16 protein-coding genes are annotated in these 19,209 nt (G+C 32.8%); 10 read left to right on the forward strand and 6 right to left on the reverse strand.

Annotated features, from left to right (window positions below; translation table 11 throughout):
- Positions 1 to 70 precede the first annotated feature (70 nt).
- The 3 genes from R3L15_RS06525 to R3L15_RS06535 all read left to right on the forward strand — a co-directional run bounded on the left by R3L15_RS06525 (position 71) and on the right by R3L15_RS06535 (position 4,356).
- Positions 71 to 2,830, forward strand: coding sequence for a putative LPS assembly protein LptD (locus tag R3L15_RS06525; protein WP_338733987.1), 2,760 nt, complete (start codon positions 71 to 73; stop codon positions 2,828 to 2,830).
- A 6-nt stretch (positions 2,831 to 2,836) separates the two neighbouring features.
- The gene (locus R3L15_RS06530) at positions 2,837 to 3,220 is read left to right on the forward strand and encodes a Rid family detoxifying hydrolase (protein ID WP_338733988.1); all 384 of its coding nucleotides are present in this window, start codon (positions 2,837 to 2,839) and stop codon (positions 3,218 to 3,220) included.
- Positions 3,221 to 3,318: 98 nt separating this feature from the next.
- Positions 3,319 to 4,356: a GMP reductase gene (locus R3L15_RS06535; protein WP_338733989.1), complete on the forward strand. Its 1,038-nt coding sequence runs from the start codon at positions 3,319 to 3,321 to the stop codon at positions 4,354 to 4,356.
- 9 nt (positions 4,357 to 4,365) lie between these two features.
- Here R3L15_RS06535 and R3L15_RS06540 read toward each other — a convergent pair whose 3' ends face one another.
- The 4 genes from R3L15_RS06540 to R3L15_RS06555 all read right to left on the reverse strand — a co-directional run bounded on the left by R3L15_RS06540 (position 4,366) and on the right by R3L15_RS06555 (position 11,836).
- Entirely contained in the window at positions 4,366 to 5,226 is an 861-nt protein-coding gene (locus R3L15_RS06540) for an N-acetylglucosamine kinase (protein ID WP_338733990.1), read from the reverse strand.
- Positions 5,227 to 5,285: 59 nt separating this feature from the next.
- Complete coding sequence (gene gap / locus R3L15_RS06545; RefSeq protein ID WP_338733991.1) at positions 5,286 to 6,287, reverse strand: type I glyceraldehyde-3-phosphate dehydrogenase; 1,002 nt, start codon at positions 6,285 to 6,287, stop codon at positions 5,286 to 5,288.
- A gap of 18 nt (positions 6,288 to 6,305) precedes the next feature.
- Positions 6,306 to 7,292: a 6-phosphofructokinase gene (pfkA, locus tag R3L15_RS06550; protein WP_338733992.1), complete on the reverse strand. Its 987-nt coding sequence runs from the start codon at positions 7,290 to 7,292 to the stop codon at positions 6,306 to 6,308.
- 155 nt (positions 7,293 to 7,447) lie between these two features.
- Positions 7,448 to 11,836 carry a translocation/assembly module TamB domain-containing protein gene (locus R3L15_RS06555; protein WP_338733993.1) on the reverse strand — a complete coding sequence of 1,463 codons (4,389 nt, stop codon included), beginning with the start codon at positions 11,834 to 11,836 and terminating at the stop codon, positions 7,448 to 7,450.
- 105 nt (positions 11,837 to 11,941) lie between these two features.
- On the opposite strand from R3L15_RS06555, the gene tsaD reads away from it, so the two are divergent.
- From tsaD to R3L15_RS06590, 7 genes are read left to right on the forward strand one after another with little or no spacing between them, the layout of a single operon-like run.
- Positions 11,942 to 12,964: a tRNA (adenosine(37)-N6)-threonylcarbamoyltransferase complex transferase subunit TsaD gene (gene tsaD / locus R3L15_RS06560; RefSeq protein WP_338733995.1), complete on the forward strand. Its 1,023-nt coding sequence runs from the start codon at positions 11,942 to 11,944 to the stop codon at positions 12,962 to 12,964.
- Positions 12,965 to 12,966: 2 nt separating this feature from the next.
- Complete coding sequence (locus R3L15_RS06565) at positions 12,967 to 13,677, forward strand: 16S rRNA (uracil(1498)-N(3))-methyltransferase (protein ID WP_338733996.1); 711 nt, start codon at positions 12,967 to 12,969, stop codon at positions 13,675 to 13,677.
- On the forward strand, positions 13,674 to 14,315 hold the full coding sequence (locus R3L15_RS06570; RefSeq protein ID WP_338733997.1) for a DUF4159 domain-containing protein: 642 nt from the start codon (positions 13,674 to 13,676) through the stop codon (positions 14,313 to 14,315). The genes R3L15_RS06565 and R3L15_RS06570 overlap by 4 nt, the downstream gene beginning before the upstream one ends.
- On the forward strand, positions 14,312 to 14,818 hold the full coding sequence (locus R3L15_RS06575; protein WP_338733998.1) for a TrmH family RNA methyltransferase: 507 nt from the start codon (positions 14,312 to 14,314) through the stop codon (positions 14,816 to 14,818). Before R3L15_RS06570 ends, R3L15_RS06575 begins: the two co-directional genes overlap by 4 nt.
- Positions 14,819 to 14,839: 21 nt before the next feature.
- The gene (locus tag R3L15_RS06580; protein WP_338734000.1) at positions 14,840 to 15,928 is read left to right on the forward strand and encodes an AI-2E family transporter; all 1,089 of its coding nucleotides are present in this window, start codon (positions 14,840 to 14,842) and stop codon (positions 15,926 to 15,928) included.
- Positions 15,929 to 15,935: 7 nt separating this feature from the next.
- Positions 15,936 to 17,123: a THUMP-like domain-containing protein gene (locus R3L15_RS06585; RefSeq protein WP_338734002.1), complete on the forward strand. Its 1,188-nt coding sequence runs from the start codon at positions 15,936 to 15,938 to the stop codon at positions 17,121 to 17,123.
- 49 nt (positions 17,124 to 17,172) lie between these two features.
- Positions 17,173 to 17,841, forward strand: coding sequence for an HAD-IA family hydrolase (locus R3L15_RS06590; protein WP_338734003.1), 669 nt, complete (start codon positions 17,173 to 17,175; stop codon positions 17,839 to 17,841).
- Between the two features lie 297 nt (positions 17,842 to 18,138).
- Here the strand turns inward: R3L15_RS06590 and R3L15_RS06595 are convergent, their stop codons facing one another.
- Together R3L15_RS06595 and R3L15_RS06600 are read right to left on the reverse strand one after the other, a co-directional pair.
- Entirely contained in the window at positions 18,139 to 18,624 is a 486-nt protein-coding gene (locus R3L15_RS06595) for a hypothetical protein (protein WP_338734005.1), read from the reverse strand.
- Positions 18,617 to 19,186: a hypothetical protein gene (locus tag R3L15_RS06600; RefSeq protein ID WP_338734006.1), complete on the reverse strand. Its 570-nt coding sequence runs from the start codon at positions 19,184 to 19,186 to the stop codon at positions 18,617 to 18,619. Before R3L15_RS06600 ends, R3L15_RS06595 begins: the two co-directional genes overlap by 8 nt.
- Positions 19,187 to 19,209: the final 23 nt, after the last annotated feature.

Here is a 19,209-nt window from a genome sequence, read left to right on the forward strand (position 1 = left end):
TTAATGGTAGTTTATTTTAATATTCAAAAAAATGTGAATATTAATTTAATCACAAAAAATATATGTAATTTTGGCAATTCAAAAACCGAGCCATACTTTTACAAAAATACATTTAAAAGCGTTGCGTACAAACTACTTCAATATACTTTTTGCCTTAAGTTTTACCGTGTTTATTAACACTTTTTGCTTGGCACAGGATATTCCTAAAAAAGGCGGACAAGTTGAAGCCGAAGTAGAACAAGAATCTGATAGCCTAAACTTAAAAATTGGAGATTTAACCGAAATTGAAGCTAGCGAGGCTACTCAAGACACTGTACAACAAGACTCTACAAAAACTAAAAAAGAATTTCTTACAGGTGAAATAACCTATAAAGCACAGGATTCTAATTATTTTGATGTTAAAGAACAAAAAGTATATCTATACAATAATGCCGAAGTGTATTATGAAGATATGGAGCTAAAAGCTGGTATAATTGTTATCGATTATGGCAAAAATGAAGTTTACGCCGGACGATTAAAAGACTCTTTAGGAGAATATACGCAACATCCTATTTTTAAACAAGGTGAAAATGTTGTGGAACCAGACTCTATAAGGTTTAACACAAAAACTGAAAAAGCCTTAGTATTTAATTCCAAAACCGAACAGCAAGGCATGAATATTCATGCACCTATTACAAAAAAAGAGAACGATTCGGTTATTTTCTTGTATAAAGGACGCTTCACCACCTCAAAAAACATTGAAAACCCAGAATATTATTTTCAATCCAACAAAATAAAGTTAGTTCCTAAGAAAAAAATTGTTGTAGGTCCTACAAACATGGTTATTGCCGATGTACCCACGCCTGTTGGACTTCCATTTGGCTTTTTTCCACTAACAGACAAGCATACGTCGGGTGTTATTATTCCTAGCTTTGGTGAACAAAACGATCGTGGTTACTTTTTACAAAATGGCGGGTACTATTTTGCTATTAACGATTATGTGGATTTAGCTGTTTTAGGAGATTATTATACCAATGGAAGTTACGGCCTACGTATGGAAAGTAATTACGCCAAACGCTACAGGTTTTCAGGGAATTTAGGGTTTCGTTATGAAAATTTAATAACCAGTGAACGTGGTTTTCCCGATTATGCTAGAAATACCATTTATAATATAAGGTGGTCGCATTCGCAAGACTCAAAAGCAAGTCCAAACTCAAGGTTTTCGGCTTCGGTAAACTTAGGTAGTAGCAGGTATTACAGGTCATCTTTAAACCAAGTAAACTCTCCTAGTTTCTTAAATAACAACATGTCGTCTTCGGTATCATACTCTAAAACGTTTCCAGGAGAACCTCAAGTTAATGCCAGTATTACTGCTACACACTCGCAAAATACCAATACCGAATCGGTTAACATGACGCTTCCTACCTTACAAGCCAGCGTAAGTAGGATTTTTCCGTTTGCACCAAAAAACGGTACCAAAAAAGGCATCATTCAAAATATTAACTTTCAATATAATTTAAGAGCCGAAAATCGCATTCAAACAACCGATTCGCTTTTCTTTAAAAAAGAAATGTGGGACGATGCTAGAAACGGTATTAAGCACAGCATTCCTTTAAGCACCAATTTTAAAGTTTTTAAATATTTAAGTTTAAGTGCTAGTACAAATTTTGAAGAAAATTGGGTGTTTAGAACGGTGAGAAAATATTACGACACAACTTTAGAAGAAGATGTTGAAGTAGAAGAGAACGGATTTGATTCGTTTAGAACCTATAACTTTAGTACTAGTTTAGGAACTACGCTTTATGGAATGTTCAACTTTGAAAAAGAAGGTGAAGACAAAAAAATTAAAGCCATAAGGCATGTTATGCGACCTTCTATAAGTTATAGCATAAACCCATCTTTTAATCAATATTACGACACTTACGAAGTTATAGATGCCGACGGCCTAACAACCACAGAAGAATATTCACGCTTTGAAAACAGCATTTTCGGAAGTCCAAATAACCGCTATTCAAGCTCGGTAGGTATTGCTTTATCTAATAATATTGAAGCTAAAGTTCGCGATAGAGATTCTACAGCAACCGAAGCTAAAAAAATAAAGCTACTAGATAACCTTAATTTTTCTACGAGCTACAATCTTGCTGCCGATTCTATTAAATGGCAGCCAGTACGTGTAAGTGGTAGCACACAAATTTTAGACAACAAAATGAGCATCAACTTTGGCGCCACTTTAGATCCTTATGCGTTAGACAATAACAACAGAAAAATAGACACATGGAATGTTAACAATGGTGGTAGCCTTTTTAGGTTAACAAGTGCCAACCTTACTATGAACTATTCGCTTTCTAATACCATGTTTGATGGTAGCCAAAACGAGCGCTCTAAACAGGAAAACTTACGTAGCGGTGGTCGTGCCGACGATCTTTTTGGTCGTGCACAAGACTTTGCAGACCAAACCTATTACGATGAAGATGATGAAGACGACGAAGAAGAAAAACCATCAGAACTTTACAGTTATAAAATCCCGTGGAACTTACGTTTAGCCTATGCTGTAAATTATAACAACTCAGCAAGACAAAATGAAATATCGTCTCACTCTTTAATGTTTTCAGGAGATGTTGAACTTTCACCAAGATGGTCCGTAGGTGCATCTTCAGGTTACGATTTTAAAAATAAAGGATTCACATACACACAACTTAGGTTTGAACGCGATTTATTAAGTTGGCGTATGAGTTTTAACTGGGTACCTTTTAGCACCAGAAGTTCCTGGTATTTCTTTATTGGCATTAAAGCGAATATGCTAAAAGACATTAAGTACGATAAACGTCGTCAGCCAGACCAACAATTATAATACATTATGAAACGCATCATTACAACACCAGACGCTCCTGCTCCAATTGGCCCATATAACCAAGCAACTTTAGTGAATAATATTCTTTATACTTCCGGACAAATTGCTATAAATCCTAAAAATGGTGAGTTAATTACTGAAGATATAGAAGCCGAAACACAGCAAGTCATGCAAAACTTAAAAGCTGTATTGGCCGCAGTAGATATGACTTTCGAAGATGTCTTTAAAGCGACTATATTTGTTAGCGATATGCATAATTTTAGCAAAATTAATGCGATTTATGGGCGTTACTTTAACGAATCTACTGCACCAGCTAGAGAAACTGTAGAAGTAGCCAACCTTCCCAAATTTGTGAATGTAGAAATTAGTGTTATGGCTACTAAAGACTAACCCTTTTCTGTTGGTTAGTTGTTAATAACTCAATCTTATTTTTTTGTGGGCTTTTTAGGTGAAGTTTGTACATTTAAACGTTACCAAAAAAAAGAACCATGCGTATTGAACAAGACATGAAACTTGGGTTTAAAGATGTTATGATTAGACCCAAACGATCTACATTAAAAAGTCGCTCACAAGTAAGCTTAGAAAGAGAATTCACCTTCCTAAATAGCTATACTACTTGGAAAGGCATTCCTATAATAGCCGCTAATATGGATACGGTTGGTACTTTTGACATGGCTAAAGCACTACATAACAAATCTTTATTTACAGCAATACACAAACACTACACACTTAACGATTGGGAAACATTTTCTAAGGAGACTCCTGAAAATATAGCAAAATCGCTAGCTATAAGTACAGGAACAGGCTCTAAAGATGCCGATAAACTTAAAGTTTTATTAAACAAACACCCGCAATACCAATTCATCTGTATTGATGTTGCCAATGGATATTCTGAGCATTTTGTCGAATTTGTAAAACAAACCAGAGAAACCTACCCTAATAAAGTCATTATTGCTGGAAATGTAGTTACAGGTGAAATGGTTGAAGAACTTTTATTAGCTGGCGCCGATATTATAAAAGTTGGCATTGGTCCAGGAAGCGTTTGCACTACACGTGTTAAAACTGGTGTTGGGTACCCGCAATTATCTGCTATTATAGAATGTGCCGATGCAGCTCATGGTCTTGGTGGCCAAATTATAAGTGATGGCGGTTGCACCACTCCAGGCGATATTGCCAAAGCATTTGGTGCTGGAGCCGATTTTGTTATGTTAGGCGGAATGCTTGCTGGTCATGATGAAAGCGGTGGTAATCTTATAGAACGAAATGGTGAATATTACAAACAATTTTACGGCATGAGTAGCACAACAGCCATGAAGAAGCACGTTGGCGGTGTTGCAAATTACCGCGCTAGTGAAGGCAAAACTGTTGAGGTTCCTTATCGTGGTCCTGTTGAGGATACGTTACAAGATATTTTAGGCGGATTACGTAGTACCTGCACATACGTTGGCGCCCAACGTTTAAAAGAGTTAACTAAACGTACCACTTTTATACGTGTTGCCGAACAAGAAAATCAGGTTTATAAGTAATAAAAGAATTTATAGTTTTGAGGTATGAAATTTAACTAAGCCTTCTATTGGGCGACGCTCGAAGTTCCCTACCTTAAAATTCATTTCGTTAGCAACCTCTTTAATTTCATCTTGAGTAAAAAACGCAACAGAACCTGCAAAGTGAACAGGAACAGTTTTAACTTCTTCTTTAAATTGCAAAATCATATTTTTTGCAAATAATCGAAGCCCTCTTTTAATTAACTCCTTCATGTATTTAGATTCCTTATTAAGGATCATAAATTCTGCAAAACCCGCTAAATAAGCATTTGGGTTGGGTTGTTTATAAAGATTATATTTTATAAAATCTGCATCTAAATTATATTTATGTTCAAATGCAATTTTTATATCTTCTGGCATGTGATTAAAATAATAATCACGTATTAGTTCTTTGCCAAAATAGTTTCCACTAGCATCATCCATTAAAGAGTATCCCAATGATTTTACACGTTGATGCAAGGTTACGCCATCATAATAACTACAATTAGACCCTGTACCCATAATACAAACCACTGCAGCTTGGGCTGGTGTATTAATTGTTGCTCTTACGGCTGCCATAGTATCTTCTTCCACTTCAATATGTGCTGAAATAAAAATTTCGGAAAGCACGTCTTTTAAGGCTTGTTTAGGCTGCTCTGTTCCGCAACCTGCACCATAAAAATAAAGATGTGAAACTTCATTTTTATAGCTTATAAGTTCTTTGCTTTCAAGAATTCTTATTCTAAGCTCTGTTTGCTCTAAAATGGCTGGATTTAATCCCTTTGTTCTTATTTTCTCTGAGAGTTGCTTGCCATTTTCATCAACAGGCATCCAGTCGCATTTTGTCGAACCGCTATCAACAATTAAAATCATAGGTGATAAATAAAAAAACACCTGCAAAAATTTTGATGTCTTGCAGGTGCTGAATAATGTTATAAGTTATTTACGTGTAGCGCAAGGTCTACTAGTTTGTTTGAATATCCAAACTCGTTATCGTACCAAGATACAATTTTATAAAATTTTGAACTTAATTCGATACCCGCTTCTGCATCAAAAATACTTGTACGCGCATCGCTAACAAAATCTTGAGATACTACGGCTTCGTCTGTATACCCTAATACGCCACTTAATTCGTTTTCTGAGGCTTTTTTAAAGGCTTCTTTTATCTTATCGTAAGAGGTTTCTTTTTCTAATCTTACGGTAAGATCTACCACTGAAACATCAGCAGTAGGAACACGAAACGCCATTCCTGTAAGCTTTCCGTTTAATTCAGGAATTACTTTACCAACAGCTTTAGCAGCTCCTGTGGATGTAGGAATAATATTAGTTAGGGCTGAACGTCCTAATCGGTAGTTCTTTTTAGAAGGTGAATCTACAGTATATTGTGTAGATGTTGCAGCATGAATGGTTGTCATTAAAGCTTCATCTATACCAAAATTATCATCTAAAACTTTGGCGATAGGTGCTAAACAGTTTGTAGTACATGAAGCGTTTGATACAATAGTATCTGTTGCCTTAGCTTCGTTATGGTTTACGCCCATAACAAACATTGGCGCATCTTTACTTGGTGCAGAAATAACTACTTTTTTAGCCCCTGCATCTATATGATATTGCGCTGTTTCTAAAGTAGTGAAAATACCTGTACATTCTGCTACAATATCTACTCCAGCTTCATTCCATTTAAGGTCTTTTGGATCTCTTTCTGCTGTTACACGAATAGTTTTTCCATTTACGATTAAGTTTCCATCTTTAACTTCAATGGTTCCATCGAATTTTCCATGAACAGAATCATACTCTAATAAGTATGCTAAGTGATTTACATCTAATAAATCGTTAATAGCTACCACATCGACATTTGGCCTGTTTACAGTGGCTCTAAATACTATTCTTCCAATTCTTCCGAATCCGTTAATTCCTAATTTAAGTGTTGACATAATTATATTAATGTTTGTTTATGTGGTCATGATATCTGACACACGAAGTAATTCTAAATTAATTTTTGATTGCCCTTTTATGGCATTTTCAAGTGGTGTTAAAGCCATTGTATCGTTAAGTAAACCTACCATAAAATTGCTTTTACCCTCTAATATACTTTCTACGGCTTTCACCCCCATTCTACTAGCTAAAACTCTATCGAAACAAGATGGTGAACCACCACGTTGCATATGACCTAATACTGAAACTCGCACTTCATATTCGGCTAAATTTTCATCGACGTAATCTTTAAGTTCGAACACGTTTTTACCTATTTTATCGCCTTCGGCAACAACAACAATACTAGAAGATTTACCTGATTGCTTGCTTCGTCTTAGAGACTCCAATAATCTATCTAGCCCTAAATCTTCTTCAGGGATTAAAATTTCTTCTGCTCCAGCTCCTACTCCTGTATTTAAAGCTATATGACCAACATCGCGTCCCATGACTTCCACAAAAAACAATCGGTTATGCGAGCTTGCTGTATCTCTAATTTTATCAATCGCTTCAACAACTGTGTTTAATGCTGTGTCGTAGCCTAAAGTATGAGACGTTCCATAAATATCGTTATCTATTGTTCCTGGAATTCCCATAACAGGAAAATCGTATTCACTGTTAAATACCATAGCTCCTGTAAAGGTTCCATCACCACCTATGGCAACTAAAGCATCTACTTTAGCTTCTTTTAATTGATCGAAAGCTTTTTTACGTCCTTCGGGTGTTCTAAATTCATCAGATCGTGCTGATTTTAAAACTGTACCTCCTTTGTTGATAATACCTTTTACACTTCGGGCATCCATTTCTTTAAAATCGCCTTCTATCATTCCTTGATAACCACGATATATACCAACGCATTCTATTTTATGATAAGCACAAGTTCTAACCACCGACCTAATGGCAGCATTCATTCCTGGGGCATCGCCACCAGATGTTAGAACGGCTATTTTATTTATAGTTTTTGACATTTATTGGAATTTATATGGTAAAACTATAAAAGAAAATGAATATTCTATATGGTATTTTGATTATTTTAAGAGGGGAGTAAAAATTCAAACGTTTTCGTTAATAAAAAAGCTAAAATCATGTATTTTTTTACTGTTTTAAACGAAAAAAATAAGGATTAATCAGAATCTGATTTTTTAAAACCAACGTAAGAAGGCAACATGTTATCGTCGTTTTTTGTTTTATCTTCTTCTGGTTTTTCTTTTGGTGTATTAACGTTGCCTTTAAAGATTTTTTGAAGAAGCTCTTTAAAAGTATCGAAATCTACAGAGTACGAAATTCCGACTCCTTGTGTGTAGCCTATTTCTTCACCTAAATTTCTTATACTATTTTCTCTATTAAATACTTTTGCGGTTAATGTTCCTTCTTTATTTAATAGAAAATCTACTTGAACATCGCCTGCAATAACAGTTTCGCTAACACCACCAACGGGAACTCCTACTTTACTGTTAAGCATAATCCTGTCGCTTATATTGGTTTGCAATGTTACCCCTAACCTATCATCGGTTTGATATTCTGGTGTGTTTTCGCCTGCTTCGTAATTAAGGCCAACATTAACTTTATTGTCGCTGCTAGTAAGTAACCCATTTACAATACCGTTAAGACGCTCTGTTATGGTTCCTGTAAAATTGATATTAAAACGATTTGAGAATGCCCCTGTAGCTAAAAGGTATAATGCTTGATTATCTCTGTCTTCTTTAGAGTCTAACCTGTAATTAAGCTCAGACTTAACTGTAGAATTTACATTTGGAAAAACAAAATCGAAATTAATTTCTGGTTTTTCTAATTGGCCTGTTAATGTTGTTTCTAGATTTACGGGAATACTCCTGTTAATTGGGTTATCTAGCAATGGCGATGGATTGGCACGTGTTTTATATTCGGCTTTAATGTCTATACGAGCTTTTAAAGGATCGCCATCCCAAGCTAAGTTTCCTTCTAGGACATTAAATTTTTTCTGCACAAAACCACCATATAAAAAGTTATAAACACCTTCAAACACCACAAAGTCGCCATACATATTAAACTTACCGTTGGTGTTAATATCGATAAGTAAACCTCCTTCTCCACGACCACGAATTGTGCTCCCTGAGTTTTTATCTATTACTATTTCTATTTCGGCGTCTTGGGTAATTTCGAGGTCAAAATCGAGTTCTAATCCAGATACATCTTTAATTACTATATCTTCTCCTTTAAGTTTAGCTATTTTCTCTTCTGGTGTTAAAAAATGAATGTACGAGTTGTCTCCAAAAGACTCGGTATCGTTAAGTGGTATTACAAATACAGTTCCTGGATTTGTTTCGGCAATGACATCGATAACTAATTGATCTGTTGGACCAATTATGGTGGCGCTTCCATTTATAAATGCTGTTCCGTAGTATAACGATTCTTCCTCTTCTTTTGTGTTTAATACAAGTAGGTTGTCTGATGCTACTTCTAAATTTAAAGTCCAAGTGGCAAAATTATCGTGAGAAATACTACCGCTTAATACGCCTTTTGTGTTATGAGCAGTATCTTCTATACTTAAGTTATTAAATATAAAACTTTGATTTTCTAATTGAACAATACTATTGTCTTCAAAATTAAAATCGGTGTTTAGTTCATTAACTCTTAAACCAGAATTATTCATAGTTAACATACCATCTATTCTAGGCTGATTTAATCTACCAGACACATTGGCTTCGCCAGTAACTAAACCACGAATATCACTTAACACATCGTCTAGAAATGGGTTTAGTGGTTGAAGGTTAAACTTATCAAAATTTAAATCTACATCTAAAACGGCGTGCTCGCCTTCTGCATTAATATTACCAATGGCTCGAAAGGATTCAGATATATCATCTTTTATTTTTACATCGACATTATAGTTTGTAAGGGTTTCGTTTCCTATTATATCGGCATTAAAATCGCCTAAATTTAACTCATTTACGATAAAACTATCTATGGTTACACTGGCATTGGGCAGATATTTCCCTTCTGCTTGAAATACATCTAATTCGCCGTTTACATTACCCTGTAATGAGAGACTTTCTACATCTGGAATGACATTTTCTAGATGAACATCTTTAAAGTCTAGTTTAATATTCTTATAAGTAGAGTCACGAAGTGTAGCAGATAGTTGTATTTGCTCCTGTTTATGACTCATGACTATTTGGTTAATATCAAAGTTCTGTAATGTTTTATCGAACTCTACTTTGTGTAGATTGTTTCTTCTACTATTAATAATCCAAGTGTTCCCTTTAAAAGTAACATCAGATCGTTTTATACCAACAACAGATTTTTCTTCTTCGTTTATTGTATGATAAAAGTTTAAGTTGTAAACATCTAAGTTATTTTTTCCTCCATTAAACTCTGAACGTACAAATAATGTGTCGTTAAGTGTTTTATTAATTAGTTTAAATTTAGATAGATTATAATATCCTGTATTAACACTATCGACTTCTACATAGGTATTAAATAATGGATTTTTGTTATCTAATTGAAGTTCAATTTTCTCTGCAAAATAATCGAATAGCCTAATTTCGGGCGATTTAAATGTAAACTTAAATGCGCCTTGATTACTCTCTACTCTACCACGCATATAGGTGTTTGACCCTAATTTTATATCAGGCACAAACACTTCTACAATTTTATTATAAATATTAAAGTTAAAGTCTATATACTGGTCTTCTCTAACCTTGTAAGGTGAATAATTAGTATAAATACTTCCAACAGCATTTAAAAATAGTTTACCTATATCTTCGAATAAAAACTCACCTTTTAGTTCACCTTCAATTATATCGGGCGAATTTACTGTAACATGATGCTCTTTATCTGTGATACTAGAGGTTATTTTAAAATCCTTAAAATGGTATTTATCGTGTTCGTTTAGGTAATACGTTTCTGTAAAATTAATGTCTCCAACGGCATCGTTTATTGTTGTACCGCTCATTCTCATGTCTACTTTTCCTTTAAAAATAGATAGCTCATCATTGGTTACAAAGTTCATGGCTCGTAAATTGGCATGCTCTACGTTTGCAATAAAATCAAACGTATTAATGTCTTGAGAGAAATTTGCTAAACCATTAAACTTAAATTTTAAGTTCTTATCATTAGAAATAATTTGCCCATTAAAAATACGATCTTTTAAAACACCCGAAACTTCAATATTTTGATACGTATAGTTATTGTAAGTAATAGAGAAAATATCACCTACCATTTCTGTATTAATATTCTTCTTTGTGAAACCAGAACCATCTACATCTAAATTTAATGAGGTGGTTTTCAAGGTTGGATCGTTTAAGAATTTACCTATATCAAACTCATCAAAAATGATATTTCCTGTGTACGATGCTTTATCAATATTATTGATGTCGGTCATCTTTAAGTCAGAATCTATAAATCCTAAATCGGTATTAATTTCAATATTTGCTAGTATTGTAGTAGGTGTTATATGAGAGGTTCCTACAATAGTAAAATCGCCTAATTTATCGAAAGATGACGGTATTGTTTCGCCTAAAACATTTGGAAGCAGGGCTTTTAAATCGCGATAGTTTGATGAAAGATTAGTGAAATCGCCTTCCATAGAGAAATTGTTTTCGGCACTATTAAATAGGTTTTTAAACTTGATATCGCCATAAATAGCACTTTTAGTACTAGTATTAAGCTTTAAGTTTTTTACAAATAAATCATTAAGTGTTCCTGATATGTTTGCCGAAAATTTTGCTCGCTGATTTACACCAAACTCATCGTAAAAAGTATTAAGTTCGTTTAATGCTATATCTGTATTATTAAATGTCGCCTTTACATTTACTTTGTCCGTAAAGTCTTTTAAATCTTCGCGTTTGTATAAAAACTTTACCTCTCCTTCTAAAGAAGATTCTTTGGTTTCTATTTCTAAATCTTCTAGATAAATATGGCTTGGTGTATAAATAAAATTAGACACCAGTTTTTTCATTTTTAAGCCCCGACTATCTGTAAAAGAAAGCGCATTAATACGTGTTGACACATCACTTCCTTTTATTAATAAATCTGTAGTATTGGTATTAATATTTTTAAACTCTAGTATGGTAGGATTCTCGTTATTTTCATCAATTAATCTGAAAGTCCCGTTTTCTATAGTAACATCGCTAGAAGACAACAAAAAATTACTTTTTTTATTATCTGGATTGTCTTCATCAAACCTAGCAACAAAAACATCTAGATTGGTTTCTGTTTCTTCTTTGTAAGTTTTAATATTAAAGATGAGTCCTTCAATATCAACATCGCCAAAGGCTAATTTACTATTATAAAGGTTTCTAAAATTTAGGATTGAGGTATTAAGCTCTATAATACTGATTAACGTATTGTCTTTGTAATCTTTAATTAAAATATCTTTAATTTCTACATCACCATTAAACTGTAAACCGATTTTCCCAATATTAAAATCGGTGTTAAATTCTTCATTTAAATAATTGGTGGCATATTTACCTAAATAAGTTTGTACGGAAGGAATAGAAAAAATAAGCACCAAAATGATGAAAAGCAGCAAAATAATGGCTGCTAACTTAGATGCTATTTTTAAAAATTTTTTGATACGTATTAAAGTTATAACTTTGACTTCAAAATTAACAATTATTGTGCCTAATTTTTCATAATGGCTTCACAAAATATATATATCTTAGGAATTGAGTCCTCATGCGATGACACAGCAGCTTCTGTAATACATAATGGTAACATTTTAAGTAATGTTATTGCGAGTCAAAAAATACACGAAGAATATGGTGGTGTTGTTCCAGAATTAGCTTCTAGAGCGCACCAACAAAATATTGTTCCTGTTGTTGATCAGGCTTTAAAAAAAGCAGGTATTACAAAATCGCAATTACATGCTATTGCTTTTACTAGAGGTCCAGGTTTAATGGGGTCGTTGCTTGTAGGAACTTCTTTTGCAAAATCGTTAGCGTTTGGATTAAACATTCCTTTAATTGATGTTAACCATATGCAAGCGCATATACTAGCACATTTTATAAATGAAGCTGGTTATAAAAAGCCGCCGTTTCCTTTTTTAGCTATGACTATTTCTGGTGGACATACACAAATTGTAAAAGTAAGTGATTACTTCGACATGAAAGTTCTTGGCGAAACTATTGATGATGCCGTTGGTGAAGCTTACGATAAGAGTGGTAAAATTTTGGGCTTAGGTTATCCAGCTGGACCGGAAATAGACAAACGTGCAAAACTAGGCAACCCAAAAGCCTTTAAGTTTACCAAACCCAAAGTAGATGGTTTAAATTTTAGCTTTTCTGGCTTAAAAACAGCTATTCTTTATTTTATACAAAGGGAAACTAAAGCTAATCCTAATTTTATAGAGGAAAATATAAACGACATTTGTGCTTCTATACAATACACAATTATAGGTATTTTAATAGATAAACTAAAACTTGCTAGCAAGCAAACAGGCATTAAACACATTGCTATTGGCGGAGGTGTTTCGGCCAATTCGGGCATTAGAGAAGCCTTAAAAAAAGGCGAACAAAAATTTGGTTGGACTACTTATGTGCCAAAATTTGAATTTACAACAGATAATGCTGCTATGATTGCCATTGTAGGCTATTTAAAGTATTTGAAAAATGATTATGCCGCATTTAACGTAACCGCTTCGGCGCGATTAAAAATTTAACAATGCAATTATTTTACAATCCCGAAATAACCGAAAACGATTCGCAAATTATCTTTCCTAAAGATGAAAGTCGTCATATTGTAAAAGTATTACGCAAATCTGTTGGCGATACATTAAACATTACCAACGGTAAAGGTTGGCTATTTAAAGCACAAATTAAAGTTGCCGATTTTAAAAATTGTTTAGCAACAATTACAGAAAAAACACATCATTATAAACATGATTATTACCTTCATCTTGTTGTTGCGCCAACAAAAATGAATGATAGATACGAATGGTTCTTAGAAAAAGCTACCGAAATAGGTATTGATGAAATAACTCCAATAATCTGCGACCATAGCGAACGTAAAACAATAAAACCCGAACGTTTTGAACGCATTTTACAATCGGCCATGAAACAGTCGCTTCAGTGTTATCTTCCTAAATTAAATAACGCTTGTACGTTTTCAGAATTTATAACTCAAGAGTTTGAAAACGATATCTTTATTGCTCACTGCGAAGACAGTAAAAAAAGCACTTTAAAACAACTCCTTAAGCCAAAACAACATCTTACCATTTTAATTGGTCCCGAAGGCGATTTTAGTGTTAAAGAAATAGAAACAGCAATAAAAAAACAATTTATTCCAGTAACTTTGGGAGACACACGATTACGTACAGAAACTGCAGCTATTGTAGCAACGCATTCTGTTGCTTTTGTAAATGAAATCATATGAAATTAGGCAGTTTACTCACTTTTATCTTTATTACTAGTTTTACGTTTGGTCAAGAAATAGCCGTTTTAAAATACAAAGGTGGTGGCGATTGGTACAGTAACCCAACGGCGCTACAAAACCTTATTACCTTTTGTAATAATAATATTAATACGGCTATAACCCAAAAACCAGAAACCGTAGAAACAGGAAGTGTCGATATTTTTCAGTATCCTTTACTACATATGACTGGGCATGGCCATGTTTTTTTTAGCGATGAAGACGCCGATAACTTAAGAAACTACTTAATATCAGGAGGCTTTCTTCATATTGATGATAATTATGGGATGAAACCGTATATAACCGAAGAATTAAAGAAAGTATTCCCCAATAAGGATTTAATAGAACTCCCTAAAAATCATCCTATTTTTAATATTGTCTTTCCTTTTCCCGATGGTTTACCAAAAATTCATGAACATGATGGTAAACGTCCACAAGCCTTTGGTATGTTTCATGAAGGCAGACTTGTACTCTTGTTTACTTTTGAAAGTGATTTAGGAGATGGCTGGGAAGATGAAGTAGTTCATAACGACCCTAATGAAGTTAGAGAAAAAGCGTTAAAAATGGGAGCTAACATTGTAAAATATGCGTTTGAACATTGAAACAACTCACCCACTACAATACCACATTTAAAAAACGAACATTTCCTATAATATTAGTCTGCGATAATATTACAAATGCACCTAATGTAGGAAGCCTTTTTAGAACAGCCGATGCTTTTGGGGTTGAAAAAATTATTTTCTGTGGTAGTGATATTCCAACTGGAAGAAAAATGACAAAAACAGCACGTTCAACAGAAAAAGTGGTACCATTTTCCATTTCCGAAAGCGTTTCGCAAACGCTTAACCTTTTAAAACAAGAAGGCTATCAGCTTATTGCTTTAGAAATCACTAGTGCTAGTCAACCTATTCAAAACTTAAAACTAGACAACAAAAAGATAGCTTTAGTTATTGGCGATGAAAACTTTGGTGTTTCTAAACCTGCTCTAAATTATTGCAATGCTCAATATCATATTAACATGTTTGGACAAAACAGCAGTATGAATGTTGTACAAGCCACAAGCATTGCATTATATGAAATTACCCAACAACTGTTAAAGACCTAATTTTTAGTTTATATTTACCATATGAATTCTAAAATAATATCCAACGGTATTTTACGCGCTATTGCCATTATACTTGGCATTGCATTGTTATTATTTCTGTTATACAAGATACAATCTGTAATTATTTATGTGGCTATTGCATCGGTTATCTCATTAATAGGCAGACCCATAGTCTTATTTTTAAGGCAAAAATTAAAGTTTAAAAACACCCTTGCTGTAGTCACTACTATGGTACTAATTCTTGGTCTTTTAGTAGGTTTAATAGGGCTTTTTATTCCGTTACTAATTAAGCAAGGTCATAATCTTTCTCTTTTGGATATAGAACAGTTAAAAGGCAATATTCAAGATTTATATATTGAAGTAGTTAACTATTTTGAAATTAACCACATTAATGTTGAAAAAACGCTTCAAGAGTCTAATTTACTAGACAATATAGACTACTCTATTATTCCTAATTTTCTAAACACCTTAATTAGCGGATTTGGTAGTTTTGGTATTGGGTTATTTTCTGTATTGTTTATTTCTTTCTTCTTTTTAAAAGATAGCAAACTGTTTGAAAGTAGTGTTTTAACCCTAATTCCTGATGAAAAAGAGAACCGTTGGAAAAAATCTTCTGAAAAAATCAAAGATTTACTCTCTCGTTATTTTGTTGGACTTATTTTTCAAATTTTAATTCTCTTTATCATTTATACCATAGGATTGCTTATAATAGGTGTAGAGAATGCCATTGTTATTGCTTTTTTATGTGCACTATTAAATTTAATACCTTACATTGGCCCTCTTATTGGCGGTACCTTAATGGTGGTATTAACCATGACAAGTAATCTAGATAGTAGCTTTAGTGAGGTTATTTTACCAAATGCTTTTTATGTGTTAATTGTAGTGCTAATTGGACAATTGGTAGATAACTTTTTTAGTCAACCATTTATCTTTTCAAAAAGTGTAAAATCGCACCCTTTAGAAATCTTCTTAGTTATTTTAATTGCTGGTATTTTATTTGGTGTTGTAGGGTTAATTGTTGCTATACCTGCATACACAGCAATAAAAGTGATTTTAAAAGAGTTTCTAGCCGAGAATAAACTAGTTAAAAAACTAACAAAAGATCTGTAGTTTACTTTTGAATAAAGACCTTTTAAATACTACTGTCCAAGAGTTTATAAACACCCATTTAAACACTAATACCACTAACTTAGTATTAAAAGGGTCGCCTTTTAAAAATATTGACATTAAAGACCTTATTGAGCAAATTGAAGCTAAAAAGCGTTGCAAAAAAAAACTTCCCACTTGGTATAATGCAGATCATATTATTTATCCAAATAAACTTAATATAGAGCAAACATCATCTGAAATTACGGCAAAGTATAAAGCTGAACTTATTTCTGGAGAATCGCTTATCGATGTAACAGGTGGTTTTGGTGTTGATGATTATTATTTTTCAAAACACGTTAACCACGTGACACATTGTGAAATTAACAATACCCTATCAAATATTGTTTCACACAACTTTAATACACTTAAAGCTAACCGTATTAAAACCATTACTGGAGACGGATTAGCGTATTTAAAAAACTCAAAAAATACTTACGATTGGATTTATATAGATCCTTCCAGGCGCCACGACACCAAAGGAAAAGTGTTCTTTTTAAACGACTGTTTGCCTAACGTACCCCAACATTTAAATCTCTTATTTAATCATACCAATAAAATTATGATTAAAACTTCACCTCTTTTAGATTTATCTGTTGGAGTAAGTGAATTAAACCACGTTAAATCCATTCACATAATAGCCGTAAATAACGAGGTAAAAGAACTCTTATGGTTTCTAGAAAAAGAGTACAACCAAGGAATTTCAATAAAAACCATTAATTTAACAAAAACAAAACGCGAATTATTCGATTTTAAATGGCAAGATGAATCTAAAGTTCAACCAAGCTACAGCAAACCTTTAAACTATATTTACGAACCAAACTCCGCCATTCTAAAGTCTGGTGCTTTTAAATTAGTTTCGCAAAAGCTAAACATTTTTAAACTACAAAAACACTCACATTTATATACATCTAATTCGTTAATAGATTTTCCTGGTAGATCCTTTAAAATACGTGCTACATTACCATACAACAAAAAAGCTTTAAAAAAGGAAAACATCACGAAAGCTAATATAGCAACCAGAAACTTTCCTGAGAGCGTACAACAGATTAGAAAAAAATTCAATATTAAAGACGGTGGCGAATTATACCTATTTTTTACAACAAATATAAACAATGAACGTATTGTAGTTATTTGTGAAAAACCAGAAATAACTTAACATTAATATTAAAACACGATAAGCTTCTTATCTTAGCAAAAAATTAGTTATGCTAAAAGCTGCTTTATTCGATATGGATGGTGTAATTGTAAACACCGAACCCTTACACCACAAGGCTTACTACAGTATGTTTAATCAGGTAAATATTAATGTTTCTGATGCTTATTACCGGTCGCATACAGGAAGCTCTACCATAAATATTTGTAAACAAGTAAAAGCCGATTTTAACTTACCACATGCCCCTGAAGAACTTGTTCAATTAAAACGACAAAGTTTTAAAGAACTATTTAAAAACGATCCTGATTTACAATTAATCGATGGTGTTTTAGACTTAATTAAAGATTATCACAACAACGGCCTTAAACTTGTTTTAGCTTCATCGGCACACATGAATACCATAAATAGTGTGTTTGATAGGTTTGAGTTAGATAAATATTTTGATGCAAAATTTAGTGGTGCCGATTTAAAAGCCTCTAAACCACATCCTGAAATTTTTATTAAAGCAGCTAATTCTACAGGTTTTAATAAAGAACATTGTATGGTTATCGAAGACTCTACAAACGGTATAAAAGCAGCAAAAGCAGCAGGGATTTTTTGTGTTGGTTATGATAGTAAAAACTCAAAGGCTCAAGATTATTCACTAGCCGACACAGTTATAGACGATTTCACGCACATTAGTTTTGACAAAATCAAACAAATTCACAAAACCCATAGTTAGATAAACAAAAAAGCCACGTCATTACTGACATGGCTTAATGTGATCGCGACAGGATTCGAACCTGTGACCGTCTGCTTAGAAGTCTGAATCGAATCTTGTCACTTTATTTCAAATAGATTCATTTAACTGATAAACAAACACTTACAAAGCTATTGTTTTCCTTTATTATCACATAAAAGCAATTGGTTCTACAATAATTGAACCTATATTGAACCCGAAAATAGACATTGTTTAGTAGAATTGTAAATATGCAATAATTGCAAAATTTGCAAATTTGTATAAAACGCTAAGTTCAAATTATTCAAATTCGGCGGAACTAATTATTGAATTAAGAATATTACTAAGACTAATTGTATTTTTAAAATCATCTCTATCAATAAATAATTTCATCTCTTTATTAAGTTGAGAAAAAACGTTTAAGTGATATTCCTTACCGTTTCCTAAATAGTCTAAATAATTTACTGAGAAATGTATTAATTCCTCATAGTAAAAACTTTCAATAGTGCTAAACCACTCCTTTAGCTTTAAACCATCATTTTTAATTAAAGCGTAAATCTCTAATTGTTCTTTGCAGTAAGGTTCAAACCTATGGTATCTTGACACTTCATCTAACTGTTCATATAAATCTACAAACTTATCTTCTGCTGTTACATATTCTGACAAAGGTCGCAATTCACCCTCTCTAAGAGATTTAAGATGATTGTATTCGTCTTGGTTTTTGAGTAACCAAAATTCAACTTTATCTATTGAAATTATATTACCATCATATAAAGAGTTATCCATCAATTTCTATTTTATTTTCTAAAGATATTTTACAAAAAAATTCATGTACTAATTGCTCTGGAAAACTACTTTTAAAATAAATGATATAATTGTACGATTGAAAATAAATATAAGTCTCAGAATCTATTACTCGTATAAAAATCTTTTTAATCGGGTATTTTTTAGTTGCTCGAATTATAGTTTTAAAAATAATATTTGTGTCACTAAAGATTAATGATTTTGCAAAATGTAAATCATTTATTACTCCCCACGCAGAACCTATAAAAAAAGATGCAACTATTGCTACTAAGCCAATAATAATATTAATTATAGTTAGTTCATATATTGTAATTAGATAACTCCACAAAAAAATACCAACTATCGCAACTAATAAAATAACATAACCAGATTTTAATTTCTTTTTGTCATCTAAATTCTTAAATATATACTTTCTGTATTCTGAAGATTTTTCTTGTAAAGCGAATTTTACTATTACTTTTTCATTGTCCAAATCCAACAAATCATAATCAATATTTTTTTGAATTTTCAAGAAACCCAATAAGCTCAAATCAAAATTACTCATAGTATATATAATTTGTTATAAAA

Origin of the sequence: Mangrovimonas cancribranchiae (genome assembly GCF_037126245.1) — a bacterium.
Taxonomy (GTDB): Bacteria; Bacteroidota; Bacteroidia; order Flavobacteriales; family Flavobacteriaceae; genus Mangrovimonas; species Mangrovimonas cancribranchiae.